Raw genomic sequence first — 17,859 nt, 5'->3', positions numbered from 1 at the left:
GTCATGCCGAACGAGCCAACGACCATGTGCGTCCCTGCTGTTAGCGCTTGGCTAACGAAGTCCTGTGTCTATCTTGTCAGATTGAGGAAACCTCGCAACGGGGGGGGCCAATATCGACTGATAGCGACCAAACTTTAGAAAAAATTTGAAGTGTTCTAAAACAAGAGCTTGTTATCAGCAGCGCATGGGCAAAAACTAATTTAAGTTAGTTTTGTCCATAAGAACCTCGCCTCTTTGTAGGAAATGTCTTACACGAAGTGAAGACATTGACGACGGTCAAGAGAGGCAAGAAGAGGTTGTAAGCATTACAACCGCGCCGAATGATGCAGCGGCATCAAGATGACCGATACCGCTGACACAGAGTTTTAGTTAAATCCGTAACACGGAATTCAAACGCAGAAGATGAAAACTTGGCTCACCCTTGACCCTTGATGGCCTTGAGCCCGGGATACCGGGCCTTGTCGCCCAGTTCCTGCTCGATTACCAATAGGCGGTTGTACTTGGCGATACGATCTGAGCGGCTGAGCGAACCGGTCTTGATCTGCCCCGCGGAGGTTGCCACGGCAAGGTCGGCGATGGTGGTATCCTCGGTCTCGCCGCTGCGATGCGAGATCACCGCCGTGAACCCTGCGTCCTGAGCCATCTTGATGGCGTCCAGGGTTTCGGAGAGCGACCCGATCTGATTGAACTTGATCAGTATCGAGTTGCCGATCGACTCGTCGATGCCGCGCTTGAGGATACGCGTGTTGGTGACGAACAGATCATCGCCCACCAGTTGCACCTTGTCGCCGAGCTTGTCGGTCAGGATCTTCCAACCATCCCAATCGGACTCATCCATGCCGTCCTCGATGGAGACAATCGGGTACTGTTCGACCAGCCCCGCCAAGTAGTCGGCAAACCCGGCGGCGTCATAGCGCTTGCCTTCGCCGGCCAGATCATACTCGCCGTCTTTGTAGAACTCAGAAGAGGCACAGTCGAGTGCCAGGGTAATGTCCTTGCCCAGGGTATAGCCGGCATCCGTCACCGCTTGCTTGATCACCGCCAGGGCCTCGGCATTGGAATCCAGATTGGGAGCGAAGCCGCCTTCGTCACCTACCGCCGTGGCCAGACCTCGGCTGGAAAGTACCTTTTTCAAGGCATGAAAGATTTCCGCTCCCATGCGCAGCGCCTCACGGAAATTTGGCGCACCCACCGGCTGAATCATGAACTCCTGCATGTCGACATTGTTATCGGCGTGTTCACCGCCGTTGATGATGTTCATCATCGGCACCGGCATGCTGTACTGACCGGGCTGACCATATAGCTCGGCGATGTGGGCATAGAGCGGGACACCCTGCTCGGTGGCGGCGGCCTTGGCGGCAGCCAGGGAGACCGCGAGGATGGCGTTGGCGCCCAGGTTGGCCTTGTTGTCGGTGCCGTCGAGTTCCAGCATGGCGTTGTCCAGCCCCCGCTGATCGCTGGCATCCATGCCCATGAGGCGTTCGCGAATCTTGGTGTTTACCGCCTCGACGGCCTTGAGCACACCCTTGCCCAGATAGCGCGCCTTGTCGCCATCGCGCAGCTCCAACGCTTCCCGAGAACCGGTGGAGGCACCGCTTGGCGCACAGGCACTGGCGCGCGTACCGCTTTTGAGAATGACCTCGGCCTGTACGGTCGGATTGCCGCGGGAGTCGAGTACTTCCAGAGCGTGAATATCGGCGATCTCTGCCATGTCATGCCATCCTTTTGTTTGGTTCAGCGTTGTCGGAAACGAGATTACTGTACCTGGATCGTGGGAAAACCCTTGACCAGTTCATCGAGCTGCTTGAGTTGATTCAGGAACGGCTCAAGCCTGTCCAGCGGCAAGGCGCAGGGTCCGTCACACAGTGCCTTATCCGGATCGGGATGGGCCTCGAGAAACAGTCCGGCCAGGCCCACGGCGATTCCGGCACGAGCCAGATCGAACACCTGAGCACGGCGCCCGTCGGCGCTGTCCGAGCGACCGCCGGGGCGCTGCAATGAATGGGTCACATCGAAAATGACCGGGAAATCGGTCTGCTTCATCTCGCCGAAGCCAAGCATGTCGACCACCAGGTTATTGTAGCCGAAGCTCGAGCCGCGCTCGCATAGGATCAGGCGCTCGTTACCCGCTTCCTGGCATTTCTTGATGATATGGCGCATCTCATGGGGAGCGACGAACTGCGGCTTCTTGATGTTGATCACCGCCCCGGTCTCGGCCATGGCCACCACCAGATCGGTCTGACGCGCCAGAAACGCCGGCAGTTGAATGATATCCGCCACCTCGGCTACCGGCGCCGCCTGCCAAGGCTCGTGCACGTCGGTGATAACAGGCACATCGAAGCGCGACTTGATATCGGCAAGGATCTCGATGCCTTTTTCCAGACCAGGACCACGGTAGGAGTGGATCGAGCTGCGATTGGCCTTGTCGAAACTGGCCTTGAACACATAGGGGATGCCCAAACGAGCGCACACCTCGATATAGGTCTCGGCGACGTCCATCGCCATGTCCCGAGATTCCAGCACGTTCATCCCGCCGAACAGCATGAACGGCAGCGTATTGCCGACCTGCAGGCCGGCGAACTCAACGACCCGGTCGCTCATGTCACCACTCCCTGAGCGCGAGCGCGCGCCGCCTTATGCTCAAGCGCTGCCTGCACGAAGCCGGAAAACAACGGATGCCCATCCCGCGGCGTGGAAGTGAATTCGGGGTGGAACTGGCAAGCCACGAACCAGGGGTGATCCGGCAATTCGATCACTTCCATCAGAGAGTTGTCGACGCTCTTGCCGGAGACGACCAGCCCGGCCTGCTCCAGCGCCTCGACGAACTGGTTGTTGACCTCGTAACGATGACGATGACGCTCGGTGATGGCATCCAACCCGTAGGCCTGATGGGCCTTGGAACCCGGCTTGAGCTGGCAGACCTGTCCGCCCAGACGCATGGTGCCGCCCAAGTCGGACGCCTCGTCACGCAATTCGATCTTGCCTTCCGGCGTGATCCATTCGGCGATGAGCGAGATCACCGGATGCTGGGTATCACGGCTGAACTCCGTGGAATTGGCATCCTCCCAGCCGGCGACATGGCGCGCGAACTCGATCACCGCGACCTGCATGCCCAGACAGATGCCTAAATAGGGCACCCTCTGCTCACGAGCATAGCGAGCCGCCAGAACCTTGCCCTCCACGCCCCGCTCACCAAAGCCGCCAGGCACCAGAATCGCATCCTTGCCGGCCAGGCGCTCGGTGCCATGGCGCTCGATCACCTCCGCATCGACGTAATCGATGTTGATCTTGACCCGAGACTGGATGCCCGCGTGCACCAACGCCTCGTTGAGCGATTTATAGGCGTCGAGCAGTTCCATGTACTTGCCGACCATGGCGATGTTGATCGACTTCAAGGGGTTGAGCTTGGCATCCAGCACATGAATCCATTCGGTCAGATCGGCCTCCGGGGCCTCGAGACGCAGCTTGTCGCAGACGATCTCGTCCAGACCAAATTCGTGCAGCATCAGCGGGATGCGATAGATGGTGTCGGCGTCCTGCAGCGGCACCACGGCCCGCTCCTCGACGTTGGTGAACAGCGCAATCTTGCGCCGCTCGGTCTCCTCGAGCTCGACCTCGCTGCGACAGATCAGGATGTCCGGCTGGATGCCGATGGAGCGCAGTTCCTTGACGCTGTGCTGGGTCGGCTTGGTCTTGGTCTCGCCGGCGGTCTTGATGTAGGGCACCAGGGTCAGGTGCATGAACAGCGCACGCTGGGCACCCACTTCGCTGCGAAGCTGACGAATCGACTCGAGAAACGGCAGCGATTCGATGTCCCCCACGGTGCCGCCGATTTCCACCAGCGCCACATCGAAGCCTTCGCCGCCTTCGTAGATACGGCGCTTGATCTCGTCGGTGATGTGCGGGATCACCTGCACGGTGCCCCCCAGGTAGTCGCCGCGACGTTCCTTACGTAGCACGTGTTCATAGACGCGGCCGGTGGTGAAGTTGTTGGCCTGGGTCATCTTGGTGCGGATGAAACGCTCGTAGTGCCCTAGGTCGAGATCGGTCTCCGCGCCATCTTCGGTGACGAATACCTCGCCGTGCTGGAACGGACTCATGGTGCCCGGATCAACGTTGATGTACGGGTCCAGCTTGAGCATGGTGACCTTGAGGCCGCGCGCCTCGAGAATCGCTGCGAGGGAGGCTGAGGCGATGCCCTTGCCGAGAGAGGACACAACGCCGCCGGTCACGAAGATATATCGTGTCATGGAAAACCTGTCGAATCGTGAGCAGAAGCTCTAAAAAGGGCCGCAAGGAGAATCGGGCCCGGATGGGACGCCAGAATAGCAGACTCGGGGTGGGGGCTCAATTTAGAACGCTGCGTTGCATTACCGCGGCTACCCCAGGTACAGGAACAGCGAAGACGCTGTAAACCCATCCCTAGGCGCTCCCTTTTCATCTGACCGCCATGGATGGCGGAAATGCCGGAATAGCATGGATGTATTTTCCGGCCCTGAAAAAGGAGCTTCGCTTTTTCCTGCACCTGGCGCCGCTCGGCATGGGGTCTAGCAACAGGCTGCGCGGTAAAGCGACTTTCGCGAAGGCGCCATCGCGAACGCAGTGGCGAGCGACGAGCGACATGGATGTCGCTCGAGGGCAGGCAAGAAGGACCTTGTTCCTGCCCGACGCTCAGGCCACAAGCTAAGTGATGGAATTCGCCTTTGCGTATCGCATGGCGCGCAGCCTGGTGCATACCCTTGCGTTGTCACACCTCCAGATAATCGAGAATACCCTCCGCCGCCTGGCGCCCTTCATGAATCGCGGTGACCACCAGGTCGGAGCCGCGCACCATGTCGCCACCGGCGAAGATCTTCTCGTTGCTGGTCTGGAAGGCGAAGTTGCCGTGCTCCGGCGCAGTGACCCGGCCCCGTTCATCGATCTCGATCCGCTGGGGCTCGAACCACTCGATATCGCTGGGCTGAAAGCCGAAGGCGATGATCACCGCGTCCGCCTCCAGCACCTCTTCAGAGCCCGGCACTACCTCCGGGCGCTGACGCCCGTTCTCGTCCGGCTCACCCAGGCGGGTGCGCACCAGCTTGACCCCTTCGACTTTCTCCTCGCCGATCACCGCCACCGGCTGACGATTGAACAGGAACTCCACCCCCTCTTCCCGGGCATTGGCCACCTCGCGCTTGGAACCGGGCATGTTGCCTTCGTCACGGCGATAGGCACAGGTCACGCTGGTCGCCCCCTGACGGATCGAGGTACGGTTGCAGTCCATGGCGGTATCGCCACCACCCAATACCACTACCCGTTGCCCCTTGAGGGAAATGTAATCCGCCGGATCCTTCTCGAAGCCCAGGCAGTGATTGACATTGGCCACCAGGAAATCCAGCGCCTTGTAGACGCCGGGCAGATCCTCCCCGGGAAAGCCGCCCTCCATGTACTTGTAGGTGCCCATGCCCATGAACACCGCGTCGTATTTCTCGAGCAGCTCGTCGATGGTCACGTCCTTGCCGATCTCGACGTTGAGTCGGAATTCGATTCCCATCTCCTCGAACACCGCCCGACGGCGCTTCATGACGTTCTTCTCGAGCTTGAACTCCGGGATGCCGAAGGTCAGCAGGCCACCGATCTCCGGATAGCGATCGAAGACCACCGGCTTGACGCCGTTGCGCACCAGGATATCGGCACAGCCGAGCCCCGCGGGACCGGCACCGATCACTGCCACCCGCTTGTCGGTCCAGGCCACCTTGGACATATCCGGGCGCCAGCCCATGGCGAAGGCGGTGTCGGTGATGTACTTCTCCACGGAGCCAATGGTCACCGCGCCGAAACCGTCGTTGAGGGTGCAGTCCCCTTCACAGAGTCGATCCTGCGGACACACCCGTCCGCACACCTCAGGTAGCGTATTGGTGCGGTGCGATAGTTCAGCGGCTTCGAGGATGTTGCCCTCGCTGACCAGCTTGAGCCAGTTGGGAATATAGTTGTGCACCGGGCATTTCCACTCGCAGTAGGGGTTGCCGCAGTGCAGGCAGCGATGCGCCTGGCTGGCTGCTTCGCTGGGTTTATAAGGCTCGTAGATCTCGGTGAACTCGCGCGCTCGGGTCCGCGCCTCCTTCTTGCGCGGGTCCTGGCGGCCGACATCGATGAACTGGAAATCGTTGTTCAGACGGTTTGCCATTAAGTAAGTCCTCTTGTTCCGGCTGGCGCTATCTCTTATTCCGGCTGACGCTGGGATTGGGCAAGCAATTCCCGGAGATTCGCGGCCTTGGGCTTCACCAGCCAGAAATGACGAATGAAGTCGGAGAAGTCCTCAAGGATCTCGTGGCCCCGAGCCGAGTCGGTTTCGGCGACATACTCCTGGATCATTTCCCGCAGATGGCGACGGTAAGCCTCCATGGCTTCGGTATTGACGCGATGAATCTCCACCAGCTCGTGGTTGTACTTGTCGACGAAGGTGCGATCCTCGTCGATGACATAGGCAAAGCCACCGGTCATGCCGGCCCCGAAGTTGACGCCGGTCTCGCCCAGTACGCAGACCACGCCGCCGGTCATGTATTCACAGCAGTGATCGCCGGCCCCTTCGATGACCGCATGCACCCCGGAATTGCGCACGCCGAAGCGCTCACCGGCGGTCCCTGCCGCAAACAGCTTGCCGCCGGTGGCGCCGTACAGACAGGTATTGCCGATGATCGCCGTCTTGTGGCTTTCGAACTGGCTGTTTTTCGGCGGCACGATGACCACCTTGCCGCCGTTCATGCCCTTGCCGACGTAGTCGTTGGCATCGCCCTCGAGATACAGATGCAGGCCGCGGGCATTCCACACGCCAAAGCTCTGACCCGCGACACCGGTGAAACGCGCCACGATCGGCGACTCCTCGAGTCCCGCTTCGCCATAGCGTTTGGCGATCTCCCCGGAGGCTCGCGCCCCCACGCTGCGATCGCAGTTGGTAATGGCGAACTCGAACTCGCCGCCGGACTTTTCCTCGATGGCCGTCATCAACGCCTCGAGCACTTCTCGGTTCTTGGCCCCGGGGTCGTGGGGTTCGTTGCGGCTGACCTGGCAGAACTGTGGCGTATCCGCCGGGACATGATCATTTTCCAGCAACGGGGTCAGATCGAGCCTGCGCTGGGAGGCGGTCTCGCCTTCCAGTACCTCGAGCAGGTCGGTGCGCCCAATCAGATCCGTGAGCTTGCGCACCCCGAGCATGGCCATCAGCTCGCGCACCTCCTCGGCGATGAAGCGAAAGTAATGCTTGACCATGTCCACGGTGCCGCGGAAGTGCTCGTCGCGCAGGTACTTGTGCTGGGTGGCGACACCGGTCGCGCAGTTGTTGAGATGGCAGATGCGCAGGTACTTGCAGCCCAGCGCCACCATGGGGGCGGTGCCGAAACCGAAACTCTCGGCGCCGAGAATGGCCGCCTTGACCACATCGAGTCCGGTTTTCAGCCCGCCGTCGGTCTGCAGGCGAATCTTGTCCCGCAGGCCGTTGATGCGCAGCGCCTGATGCACCTCCGGCAATCCCAGCTCCCAAGGGGAGCCTGCGTGCTTGATGGAGGTCAGCGGGCTCGCCGCAGTGCCACCGTCATAGCCGGAGACGGTGATCAGATCCGCGTAGGCCTTGGCCACGCCGGTAGCGATGGTGCCGATGCCCGGCTCCGAGACCAGCTTGACCGACACCTGGGCCTCTGGATTGATCTGTTTCAGATCGAAGATCAGCTGCGCCAGGTCCTCGATGGAGTAGATGTCGTGGTGCGGCGGCGGCGAGATCAGCGTCACGCCGGGCACCGCATAACGCAGCCGGGCGATCAGCTCGTTGACCTTGCTGCCGGGTAGCTGGCCGCCCTCGCCGGGCTTGGCGCCCTGGGCCACCTTGATCTGCAGCACTTCCGCATTGACCAGATAGGCGGGTGTCACGCCGAAGCGTCCCGAGGCGATCTGCTTGATCTTCGAGCTACGGATGGTGCCGTAACGTGCCGGATCTTCGCCGCCCTCGCCGGAGTTGGAACGGCCACCGGTCTCGTTCATGGCCTGGGCCAGCGCCTCGTGGGCCTCGGGGGACAGGGCGCCCAGGGACATGCCGGCGCTGTCGAAGCGAGGTATCAGATCCTCCACCGGCTCCACCTCATCGAGTGGCAGCGGCTCTGGGGCCGGCTTGAGTTTGAGCAGATCGCGAATGGTCGCCACCGGTCGTTCGTTGACCAAGCGGGCGAACTTCTTCCACTCGGCGTAATCACCCTGCTGCACGGCTCGCTGCAGGGTCATCACCACGTCCGGGTTGTAGGCGTGGTATTCGTGTTCATGAACGTACTTGAGCAGGCCGCCTTGGCGTAAGGGCTTGCGCGCGGACCAGGCATCCCGGGCAAGTAGCTCTTGCTGCATCTGCAGCTCGGCGAAGCCAGTACCTTCGATGCGCGACATCATGCCGGAGAAGCACAGGTCCATGACCTCCGAGGAGAGCCCTACCGCCTCGAACAGCTGGGAGCCGCGATAGGAGGCCAGGGTCGAGATACCCATCTTGGAAAGAATCTTGTAGAGACCTTTTTGTAGTCCCTTGCGGTAGTTCTCCCGAGCATCCGCCGGATTACCCACCAGCTCGCCGCTGTGATGCATGTCTGCCATCACCTGATAGGCAAGATAGGGGTAGATCGCCGTGGCACCGACACCGAACAGCACCGCCATCTGGTGCGCGTCCCGGGCATAGCCGGTCTCCACGATCAGATTGACCCGGGGGCGCAGGGCCAGACGCGCCAGATGATGATGGATCGCGCCGGTAGCCAGGGCAGCATGTACCGGCAGCTGGCCCTTTTCAAGCTCCGCATCGGACAGCGCCAGGATGACCACCCCTTCCCTGGCGGCCCGCTCTGCCTGCTGGCAAAGCGCCAGCAGTGCCTGCTTGAGAGTGCTCTTGTCCGGGTCGTAATTCAGGCTCAGGGTCTGGCTACGAAATGCCGGGTCGTCTTGCGTGACCAGGGCGGTGAACTTGCGCGGCGACAGTATCGGGGCGGTAAGAATCAGGCGATGAGCGTGGTCCTCGGTGGTCTCGAACACATTGAGTTCGGCGCCGCAGCAGGTTTCCAGGGACATCACGATCGCTTCGCGCAGCGGATCGATGGGCGGGTTGGTGACCTGGGCAAACTTCTGCCGGAAGTAGTCGGTGAGCACACGGCTTTGCCGGGACAGCACCGCCATGGGGGTGTCATCGCCCATGGACCCCACCGCTTCCTGACCGCTTTCCGCCAGGGGGCGCAGCAGCTGGTCGCGCTCTTCAAACGTCACCTGGAACATCTTCTGATAGACGGCGAGTTCCTGGGCATCGAAGGGATGAAAACGGGCAAGCTCCGTCAACGCCGATTCCAGATACTGGGCGCGATCCTTCAGCCAGCGCTTGTAGGGGAAGGCGGACTTGAGCCGGTTGTCGATATCCTGGGTATGCAGCACTTCACCTGTGTGGGTATCCACGCCCAGAATCTGCCCCGGCCCCACCCGACCCTTGGACACCACGTCTTCCGGCTTGTAGCCATAGGTCCCGATTTCCGAGGCCAGGGTGATGTAGCCATTGTTGGTGATCACCCAGCGCGCCGGACGCAGGCCGTTGCGATCCAGCATGCAGACGGCATTGCGGCCGTCGGTCATGACCAGACCCGCCGGCCCGTCCCAGGCTTCCATGTGCATGGAGTTGTATTCGTAGAAGGCGCGCAGATCCCCCGGCATGGTTTCGACGTTCTGCCAGGCCGGGGGCACCATCATGCGGATGGCGTTGTACAGATCCATGCCGCCGGTGAGCAGCACCTCGAGCATGTTGTCCATGCTGGAAGAATCGGAGCCGACGGTATTGACGATCTCCTCGAGCTGGGTGACGTCGGGCAGCAACTCGCTGACGAAGTTCTCCTTGCGCGAGTTGGCCCAGCCGCGATTGGCCTCGATGGTGTTGATCTCGCCGTTGTGCGCCAAAAGCCTAAACGGCTGGGCCAGCGGCCAGCGGGGCGCGGTATTGGTCGAAAAACGCTGATGGAAAACGCAGGTGGAGGTCTCGAGGCGCGCGTCACCAAGATCCTGATAAAAGGTAGGCAGGTCCGCGGGCATCATCAGCCCCTTGTAGGACAGCACCCGGGATGACAAGGAGCAAACGTAGAAATCTTCTTCGTGCTTGAGCTTCTGCTCGGCAAGACGCCGCGCCATGAAGAGATCGACGTTGAATACCGGGTCGGGCCGATCGTCACTGGCTTCGACGAAGATCTGACGAATCCGCGGCAGGCAGTCCAGGGCCATGGGACCACACACGCTGGCGTCCGTGGGCACGTCGCGCCAGCCATGCACGGTCAGACCCCGCTCGACAAGCTCACCTTCCAGAGTGTCACGAGCATGGGTTTCCCGAGCGTCGTCATCCGGAAAGAACACCACGCCGACGGCAAAGCGCTGACTCAACTCAACGCCTAACGCCTCTTGGGCCATGGCACGCATGAAATCGGTGGGCATGGCAAACAGCAACCCACAGCCATCACCGGTCTTGCCATCCGCCGCGATGCCGCCGCGATGCGTCATGCAGGTCAGGGATTCGATAGCCGTCTGTAGCAGATCATGACTGGCCTGCCCCTGCATATGAGCGATCAAGCCAAAGCCACAGTTGTCGCGAAACTCACCAGGCTGATGAAGACCTTTTCTCATGGGCGCGCCTCTAAAAACGTGAATAGCCAGAAACTGAATGAAACGGGGGCAAAACAGACGCTGCATTGATGACTGCAGTCTTATATTATGCGGATTGTGCATAAGCCATGCACAACCAGCAAGAGGGAAAGACTACCCTGAATTACCACGCCAATGCAAAAGCCCGCGACCAGGCGCGGGCGATGAATTCATTCAAGATTCTGTGAAAAAGAAAGGATTACTCTTTAGGGAAGTGCTGAATAAATCAGCGAGCGGTATCAAGCACAAGGCGCCCGAAGCACAGGAACCGCAGCATATGGGGTATATGTGAGGATTCCGACCGGGCTGGCGTACCAGCACCGCGCAACGCAGTGATTGCAGCGCGCAGTCATTTATTCAGTGTTTCCCTAGGGCACTCCTGCAGGAATTGCTCGAGCAATGCAGGTGGGGTTTCATCGTAAATACAGGCGTCTCCCAGGCCACGCAGAAGCACCAGGCGAATGCGCGCGTCCAGATTCTTCTTGTCCCGGCGCATGTGCTCGAGAAAAGCCGCTGCGTCCATGTTTTCTGGCGCCGCCAGTGGTAGCTCGGCTGCCGCCAGCACACTACCCACTCGTTCGACCTCGACTTCTGCCAGCCAGCCCAGGCGCTGGGAAAGCAACGCCGCCAGGTACATTCCTGCGCCCACCGCCTCTCCATGCAGCCAATGGCCGTACCCCTGATGGGCTTCGATGGCATGACCGAAGGTATGCCCAAGGTTGAGCAGTGCACGGACGCCTTGCTCGGTCTCGTCCTCGGCCACGATGTCGGCCTTGATCCTGCAGCTGCGCAGGACGGCCTCACTGAGCAAAGCGTCATCGAGCTTACGCAACTCGATCATGTGACGTTCGAGCCAGGCGAGAAAATCGAGATCGCGAATCAGGCCATACTTGATCACCTCGGCAAGCCCCGCGGATAGTTCACGCACCGGCAGGCTCGCAAGCGTGGCGGTATCGACCACCACGGCCCGGGGTTGCCAGAAGGCCCCGATCATGTTCTTGCCCAGTGGATGATTGACCCCGGTCTTTCCTCCCACCGAGGAATCGACCTGGGAAAGCAATGTGGTCGGTACCTGGATGAAGGCCACGCCGCGCTGATAACAAGCGGCTGCATACCCCGTCATGTCCCCGATCACCCCGCCACCCAGAGCGATGAGGGTACAGCGACGATTGAAACCGAGCTCGAGCAGGGTATCCCATATACGCGTTACCGTGGCCAGGGTCTTGGTCTGCTCACCGTCCGGCAAGATCAGTTCGCGCACCTCAAGATCGTCACCGAGTCCTTGCTTGAGTGACTGAAGATAAAGCGGCGCTATTGTCTCGCTGGTGACGATCAAGACCTGCTGCCCCGCCAGATGAGAATGCAACAGTCCCGGAGCACTCAACAATCCGGCACCGACATGGATCGGATAACTGCGTTCACCCAAGGCGACGTCGAGGGAGCGCGGTTGAACGGACGATGTATTCATGGATTTCAGGCCTTGGTCTGCAAAGGGTCGATGAGGCGTGTCACGCGTTTCAGAATATCGTTGACCAGCGAGCGCGTGCCACGCCGATCGGTACGAACCAGCAGATCGGCGGTGGCACGATACAGCGGATCACGCACCTCGAACAACCCACGCAACACGGCCTCAGGATCCTTGTTGCGCAACAGAGGACGGTTACGATCCTTGGCGGTGCGTCGCAACTGCTGTTCGACGGTGGCATAGAGATAGATCACGGTGCCGCGCTCACGCAACACCTGACGATTGTCTTCATGCATCACCGCTCCGCCGCCGGTCGCAAGGACGATTTCACTACGCTGACTGAGCTCGTCGATGATCAGCCGCTCGCGCAGGCGAAAGCCGGCCTCGCCCTCAACGTCGAAGATCCAGGGAATATCGGCACCACAACGCCGTTGAATTTCGTGATCGCTATCGACGAAATCGCGCTGCAACTCGGCCGCCAGAAGGCGGCCGATGGTGCTTTTACCGGCCCCCATGGGGCCGATCAGAAAGAGATTGGGAAAACCCTGCATCAGCGAATCGCCAGTCTATCCTCGATGATTTTCGGAGTAATGAAGACTAACAATTCTACCTTCTGATTGCTCTGTTCGGTATAGCGGAATAGATGACCCAGCAGCGGTAGATCACCCAGTAGTGGTGTCTTGAACAGATTTTCCAGTTGTTCGGTGGTCAGAATTCCGCCTAGAACCACGGTTTCACCATTGTTGACCAGCACTTGAGTCTCGATCTCGTTGGTGTCAATGGCCGGTGCACCGTCGAATCGGCTATCGGACACATCATCATTGTTGATGATCAGATCCATGATGATGCGATCGTCCGGCGTGATCTGAGGCGTGACCTCCAGCGACAGCACCGCTTCCTTGAACTCGACGTTGGTGGCACCGCTGGAGGTAGCTTCCTGATACGGAATCTCCTGCCCCTGCTTGATGACCGCCTTCTTCTGGTTGGCGGTGATCACCTTGGGCTGGGAGATAGTCTGGCTCTTGCCTTCGCTCTCCAAGGCACGCAACTCCAGATCGAGCAGGATATCGCCGGAGAGGTAGCCGAAACTGAAGACGCTACTGGGATTGAAGTCGTCGCCCAGATCTACCGCCAAGCCGCCATTGGGCGCTTGGCCGTTCGAAGCACCGCCGAGATCCATGCTACTGCCGTTGCCCAACACGCCGTTGACTGGATCGGCCGAGGACAACCCCCAGTTGACCCCCAGCTCTCGAGCGGCGCTGTCCCTCGCAATGACGATACGCGCCTCGATCTGCACCTGACGCACCGGCACATCCAACTGGTCGAGGGTAAACTTGATCGCCTCCAGTTGCTCCGGCACCTCCTGGATCAGCAGCGTATTGGTACGGGCATCGACACTGACCTTGCCGCGCTCGGAAAGCAGACCGAACCCTTCGCCACCGCGCAGCAGCGCGGCAAGTTCATCCGCCTTGGCATAGCGCACCTGAAGGTACTCGGTGGCCAACGGGGCCAGTTCCTGCATCTGGGCCTTAGCTTCGAATTCCAGACGCTCCATGGCGGCCAGCTCTTCTGCCGGGGCCACGACCAGTACATTGCCGGTCTGACGGCTGGCCAGACCATGGCTCTTGAGTACAAGATCCAGCGCCTGGTCCCAGGGTACATCCTGCAGATTGAGTGTCACGCTACCCTGTACACTGTCCCGGGCGACCAGATTGAGGCCGGTGAAATCGGCGATGATCGCAAGCACTTCGCGGACCTCGATATCCTGGAAGTTGAGCGTGATGCGCTTGCCGGTATAGGTAACGCGTTCGCGCTCCTCGGCATCGCGCTCGGCCCGGGTCAGCGGCCTGGCCTCGATTGTCAGCTCACGGCCATTCGAGGTCGAAAGCATCGCATAATCGCCTTGGGCTTCGATCGTCAGTTGCACTCCCTGCCCCTTGAGCTGCGGCACAACACGCTGCATCGGGGTGCCGAAATCGCTGACATCCAGTATCTGGAAAAGCGATGCAGGCAAGGTCACGCCCTTGATATCTGCAACGATGCGTCGATCGCCCCGCTCGCTGACCCGAGCATCGATGCCACTCCGATCGAAGATCACTGTCAGCCGACTGGCACCATCGTCGCCGCGACGGAAGTCGATGTCCTTGATCTGAGGTTCCAGGTGCTTCGCCGGAGTGGTCTTGTACTCGCTCAGGTCGGCGGACGCCTCGGCCAGATACGGGCTCGTCTCGTCCAGATCGACACTCGCTCTCTCGATCACGGTACCGGTCGCGATCAGGTCGGAAAGCGCCGATGCCTCTTGCGTTCCCTTGCCCAGACTGAGCACCAAGGCATTGCCTTGTTCACGAATGGCATAGGGAAGGTCGCTTTCGAGATCGAACACCAACCGAGTGCGTTTGCCGGATTCCACGGCCACCAGCTGGCGAATACCGGCCAGATCAAGATCGAAGCGGCGTTGCGCTAACTGGCTGGCGGTCTCCAACAGATCGATGGTCAGCCGCGATGGAGACTCGAGACGGTAGCTGCGCACCTCCGGCAGCTCGCCGGAAAAGCGCAGCGCAACCTCGAGTCGGTCCTCGTCGGGCTGCTCGAAATCCACGCCGACAAGTGCCGACTGGGCCAGCGCCGAACCGGCGCCGGTAAGCAGCACCGTCGCCAGCAGCGTGCGAATGATGTGTGTCATAGTCGTTCCTCATATTCCCTGCGTTCCGCCATCTTGAAAGCCATCGTATGAATGCCCGTAGAAGCGAACCGCTTCATCGGCCACTCATTCAGCGATATCTCAACCTTGGCGTTTTTTTTCGTTGTCGTCGTTCAATGCGAGCTTGCCGCTTCGCTCTATCCAGCCGCCCTGCCCATTCGGTACGATCTCCATGAGTTGCACGGAGTACTCATCGATACGCGTAATACGGCCGAAGTCAGTGCCCAGATGCTCGCCGGAGTACACACGATGCACTTCCCCCTCAGGATCGCGTACCAAGGCCGAGATCCGCCCATCAATACGCAGTGTGCCAACCAAGGTCAGCCCGTCCAGAGGGTAGGCTTCGAGTGGTTCCCGTGGGCGCTCCAGATCCGGCGCCAGCTCCATGTTCGTGCCATTGTCTCGCTCGTTTTCCGGGCGCTGAGGCGCGAAGGGGCTACGGCCGGCGGCTTGATCATAAGTCACCGGACGATATACCGGTGCTTCCGGAAGTGGCGCGACCTGTCCTTTGGGGCGACTTTGCAGGACGTTCAGTTGGCGCTCTAGGGCGCCAAGATCACTGTCACCACAGCCTGTCAGTGTCAGTATCAATAGTGCCCCAACGATGACGCGGCCCTTCATGGCTGGTTCTCCGATCGATGGTTATAGGTCTTGGCCAGCATCGACAGCCGCAGCGTGTTCGCCTGGTCTACCGGTACAAGACTGAAATCATGCAGGGTCACGATGCGCGGCAATCCGGCGACACCGGACAGAAAGGCGGCAATGCGGTGATAATCGCCCTGAACCTGAATATCGAAGGGTTGCTCGGTATAGAACTCCTGAGGTTCCGGTGAACGCAGGCGAATGAAATCGATGGCCAGCTGATTGTCATGGGCGGTGTCGCTGATGTTGTCGATCAGCGCCGGCACTTCCACCCCCGTAGGCAGCATTTCCAGTAGCACCGCCATGCGGGCTTCGAGTTCGCCCATCTGCTCGCGCATCAAGGGCAAATTGGCGGCCTGGAAAGCCTTGCTTTCGTAACGCTGAAGCAATTCATGTTCCTGCGCCTGGGCCTCCTCGAGCAATTCGGCGCGAGGAGCGGCCATGTACCAGTTCATGGCGGCGAATAGACCCGTCAAAACCAGCACATGACAGATCACCTTCAACGACACGGGCCAGCTGGCAGCTTCGCTCACATCCAGTCCACGCCAATCGAGATCGCGCAGCCGCTGCCACTCTGCCTTGAGGTTCATAGCGTTGAAGTTCATGGCCTATCCTCCTTGGCGTATTGCTCGGATGTGGCGCTAGGCAGGATCTCGTCTACGCTCATGCCAAAGCGTTTACGCGTCCCGTCGTCCTCTGCCTGTACCTCGGACAGCAAAGGAATCGCGAACACCTCGCTCGCGGCGATCGCCCGCAACTGATCGGAGACCTGACGATTGGTATCGGCGCGGCCAGCAAAACGCAGCTGATCCTTGTTCCGTGAGAGCTCGTCGTAATACACACCCTCTTGCAGACTCGTCACCAGTTGATTAAATACTCGAACCGTCTGGGGACGACTGAACTGCAACTCACGGATCAATTCGATCTGGGTCAGCATGCGTTCCCGCAGTGTCTGATATTCACGGATTGCGGCGATGTCCTGCTCAAGACGCTGCATCCGGGTTTCAATGTATTGATTACGCTGATGCTGAGCGTCCAGCGCGTGTTGATAGAACTGCGTCAACCCCAAACCGCCGGCAATACCCAGCAAGGCCGCAAGCCCTACCCCCACTAAAAAACGCCGGCTACGAGTTTCACGTTGCGCCGCACGCCAAGGCAGCAGATTGATTTCAATGCTCATGGGAGAGACCTCATTGCCAGGCCACAGGCGGTCAACAGGGCTGGGGCATCACTGGTCAAGGCCGCAACATTGACGCGGGAGTTGATGGTCATATGTTGGAACGGATTGGCGATTCCTACCTGCATACCGCTGCTGGCGGCAAGCTTTTCACGCAAACCGGGGATCACGCAGGAACCACCGGCCAGAATTAGATGCTTGACCGTAGGATTGCGTCCAGCACTGTAATAGAGCTGCAGCGAGCGGCCGACCTGTTGAATCACGGCATCGACGAAGGGGATAAGCACCTGATCGGTGTAATCCTCGGGCAGCCCGCCCCGCTTCTTGGCCAGCCCCGCTTCTTCAAGACTCAGTCCATAGCGTTGACGAATTTGATCGGTCAACTTGCGACCGCCAAAGACCGTGTCGCGGCTATAAAGGGTGCGTCCATGCTGCAACACATGAAAGGCGTTCATGTTGGCACCAAGATCGACCAGGGCGACGCACTCATTCTCATTTGCCTCCTGTTCGAACTGGCGACACAGCTCGCCGCACACCCGTTCCAGAGCGAACGCTTCGATATCCACTGCCGTAGGCTCGAGCCCTGCCCTCAGGACCGCATCGGTAAGCTGCGCGACTTCCTGCTGCCGACAGGCGACCAGTAGTACATCTTGCTGGTCCGGATAGCGGGCATTCGTGCCCAGTCGTTGAAAATCAAAGGCGACTTCATTGAACGGAAAGGGGATATGCTTGTCGGATTCGAGTCGAATACGTGCCTCGATTTCCTCATCGCTAAGCGAGGAGGGTAGCGTCAGCGTTTTGGTGATGGCGGCATTGGAGGGGATCGCCACGGCGGCATGCCGACTGCGCGGACGAGCCTGCTCTACGGCTAGACCAATGGCATCGACGACGTCATCCATGTTGCGGATACGACGTTCGACCACGGCACCTTCCCGCAAGGGCCGTACCGCATAGCTTTCGACGCGGCGCTGTAGGCCACGTCCTTTCAGTTCGATCAGTTTGACCGTTGCCGAGGTGATATCGACCCCGACAAGCCCCTTGGGGGGCGCTTTTAGCCCTAGCACGGTGTGGCCCCTATGTACGTGTAATCGTTCGTATGGAGTTTTATCGGCCTCTACAAAAAAATCATTAATGCGCGTCCCGCCTCTGGATGCCTGCCACCAAGGCGATTTCACACTTATTCCTCACAAGGAATCCTGTTTG

The 17,859-nt window shown here is 59.9% G+C and carries 12 protein-coding genes; all 12 read right to left on the bottom strand.

The features are described from left to right. Positions 1-415: 415 nt before the first annotated feature. Positions 416-1,711: a phosphopyruvate hydratase gene (gene eno, locus ACPF7Z_RS05785; RefSeq protein WP_425192237.1), complete on the bottom strand. Its 1,296-nt coding sequence runs from the start codon at positions 1,709-1,711 to the stop codon at positions 416-418. 44 nt (positions 1,712-1,755) lie between these two features. Then, a complete protein-coding gene (gene kdsA, locus ACPF7Z_RS05780) occupies positions 1,756-2,601 on the bottom strand; it encodes a 3-deoxy-8-phosphooctulonate synthase (protein ID WP_425192236.1) in 846 nt (281 codons plus the stop codon). Next, the gene (locus tag ACPF7Z_RS05775; RefSeq protein ID WP_425192235.1) at positions 2,598-4,250 is read right to left on the bottom strand and encodes a CTP synthase; all 1,653 of its coding nucleotides are present in this window, start codon (positions 4,248-4,250) and stop codon (positions 2,598-2,600) included. The genes kdsA and ACPF7Z_RS05775 overlap by 4 nt, the downstream gene beginning before the upstream one ends. Positions 4,251-4,747: 497 nt before the next feature. Next, complete coding sequence (locus ACPF7Z_RS05770; RefSeq protein ID WP_425192234.1) at positions 4,748-6,166, bottom strand: FAD-dependent oxidoreductase; 1,419 nt, start codon at positions 6,164-6,166, stop codon at positions 4,748-4,750. A 35-nt stretch (positions 6,167-6,201) separates the two neighbouring features. Beyond that, positions 6,202-10,653 carry a glutamate synthase large subunit gene (gene gltB / locus ACPF7Z_RS05765; protein WP_425192233.1) on the bottom strand — a complete coding sequence of 1,484 codons (4,452 nt, stop codon included), beginning with the start codon at positions 10,651-10,653 and terminating at the stop codon, positions 6,202-6,204. 367 nt (positions 10,654-11,020) lie between these two features. Then, positions 11,021-12,139 (bottom strand): 3-dehydroquinate synthase, encoded by a 1,119-nt coding sequence (gene aroB / locus ACPF7Z_RS05760; protein WP_425192232.1) that lies wholly within the window; start codon positions 12,137-12,139, stop codon positions 11,021-11,023. Positions 12,140-12,144: 5 nt separating this feature from the next. Next, positions 12,145-12,687 (bottom strand): shikimate kinase AroK, encoded by a 543-nt coding sequence (gene aroK / locus ACPF7Z_RS05755; RefSeq protein ID WP_425192231.1) that lies wholly within the window; start codon positions 12,685-12,687, stop codon positions 12,145-12,147. Then, positions 12,687-14,819 carry a type IV pilus secretin PilQ gene (gene pilQ / locus ACPF7Z_RS05750; protein ID WP_425192230.1) on the bottom strand — a complete coding sequence of 711 codons (2,133 nt, stop codon included), beginning with the start codon at positions 14,817-14,819 and terminating at the stop codon, positions 12,687-12,689. Before pilQ ends, aroK begins: the two co-directional genes overlap by 1 nt. Before the next feature lie 99 nt (positions 14,820-14,918). Next, positions 14,919-15,458 carry a pilus assembly protein PilP gene (locus ACPF7Z_RS05745; protein ID WP_425192229.1) on the bottom strand — a complete coding sequence of 180 codons (540 nt, stop codon included), beginning with the start codon at positions 15,456-15,458 and terminating at the stop codon, positions 14,919-14,921. Then, the gene (locus ACPF7Z_RS05740) at positions 15,455-16,084 is read right to left on the bottom strand and encodes a type 4a pilus biogenesis protein PilO (protein ID WP_425192228.1); all 630 of its coding nucleotides are present in this window, start codon (positions 16,082-16,084) and stop codon (positions 15,455-15,457) included. The genes ACPF7Z_RS05745 and ACPF7Z_RS05740 overlap by 4 nt, the downstream gene beginning before the upstream one ends. Beyond that, on the bottom strand, positions 16,081-16,659 hold the full coding sequence (locus ACPF7Z_RS05735; RefSeq protein WP_425192227.1) for a PilN domain-containing protein: 579 nt from the start codon (positions 16,657-16,659) through the stop codon (positions 16,081-16,083). Before ACPF7Z_RS05735 ends, ACPF7Z_RS05740 begins: the two co-directional genes overlap by 4 nt. Further along, positions 16,656-17,720: a type IV pilus assembly protein PilM gene (gene pilM, locus ACPF7Z_RS05730; RefSeq protein ID WP_425192226.1), complete on the bottom strand. Its 1,065-nt coding sequence runs from the start codon at positions 17,718-17,720 to the stop codon at positions 16,656-16,658. The genes ACPF7Z_RS05735 and pilM overlap by 4 nt, the downstream gene beginning before the upstream one ends. Between the last annotated feature and the right edge of the window lie 139 nt (positions 17,721-17,859).

Source organism: Halomonas sp. GXIMD04776, assembly GCF_049808615.1.
Taxonomy (GTDB): domain Bacteria; phylum Pseudomonadota; class Gammaproteobacteria; order Pseudomonadales; family Halomonadaceae; genus Modicisalibacter.
This window is presented reverse-complemented; position numbering and strand designations above follow the sequence as displayed.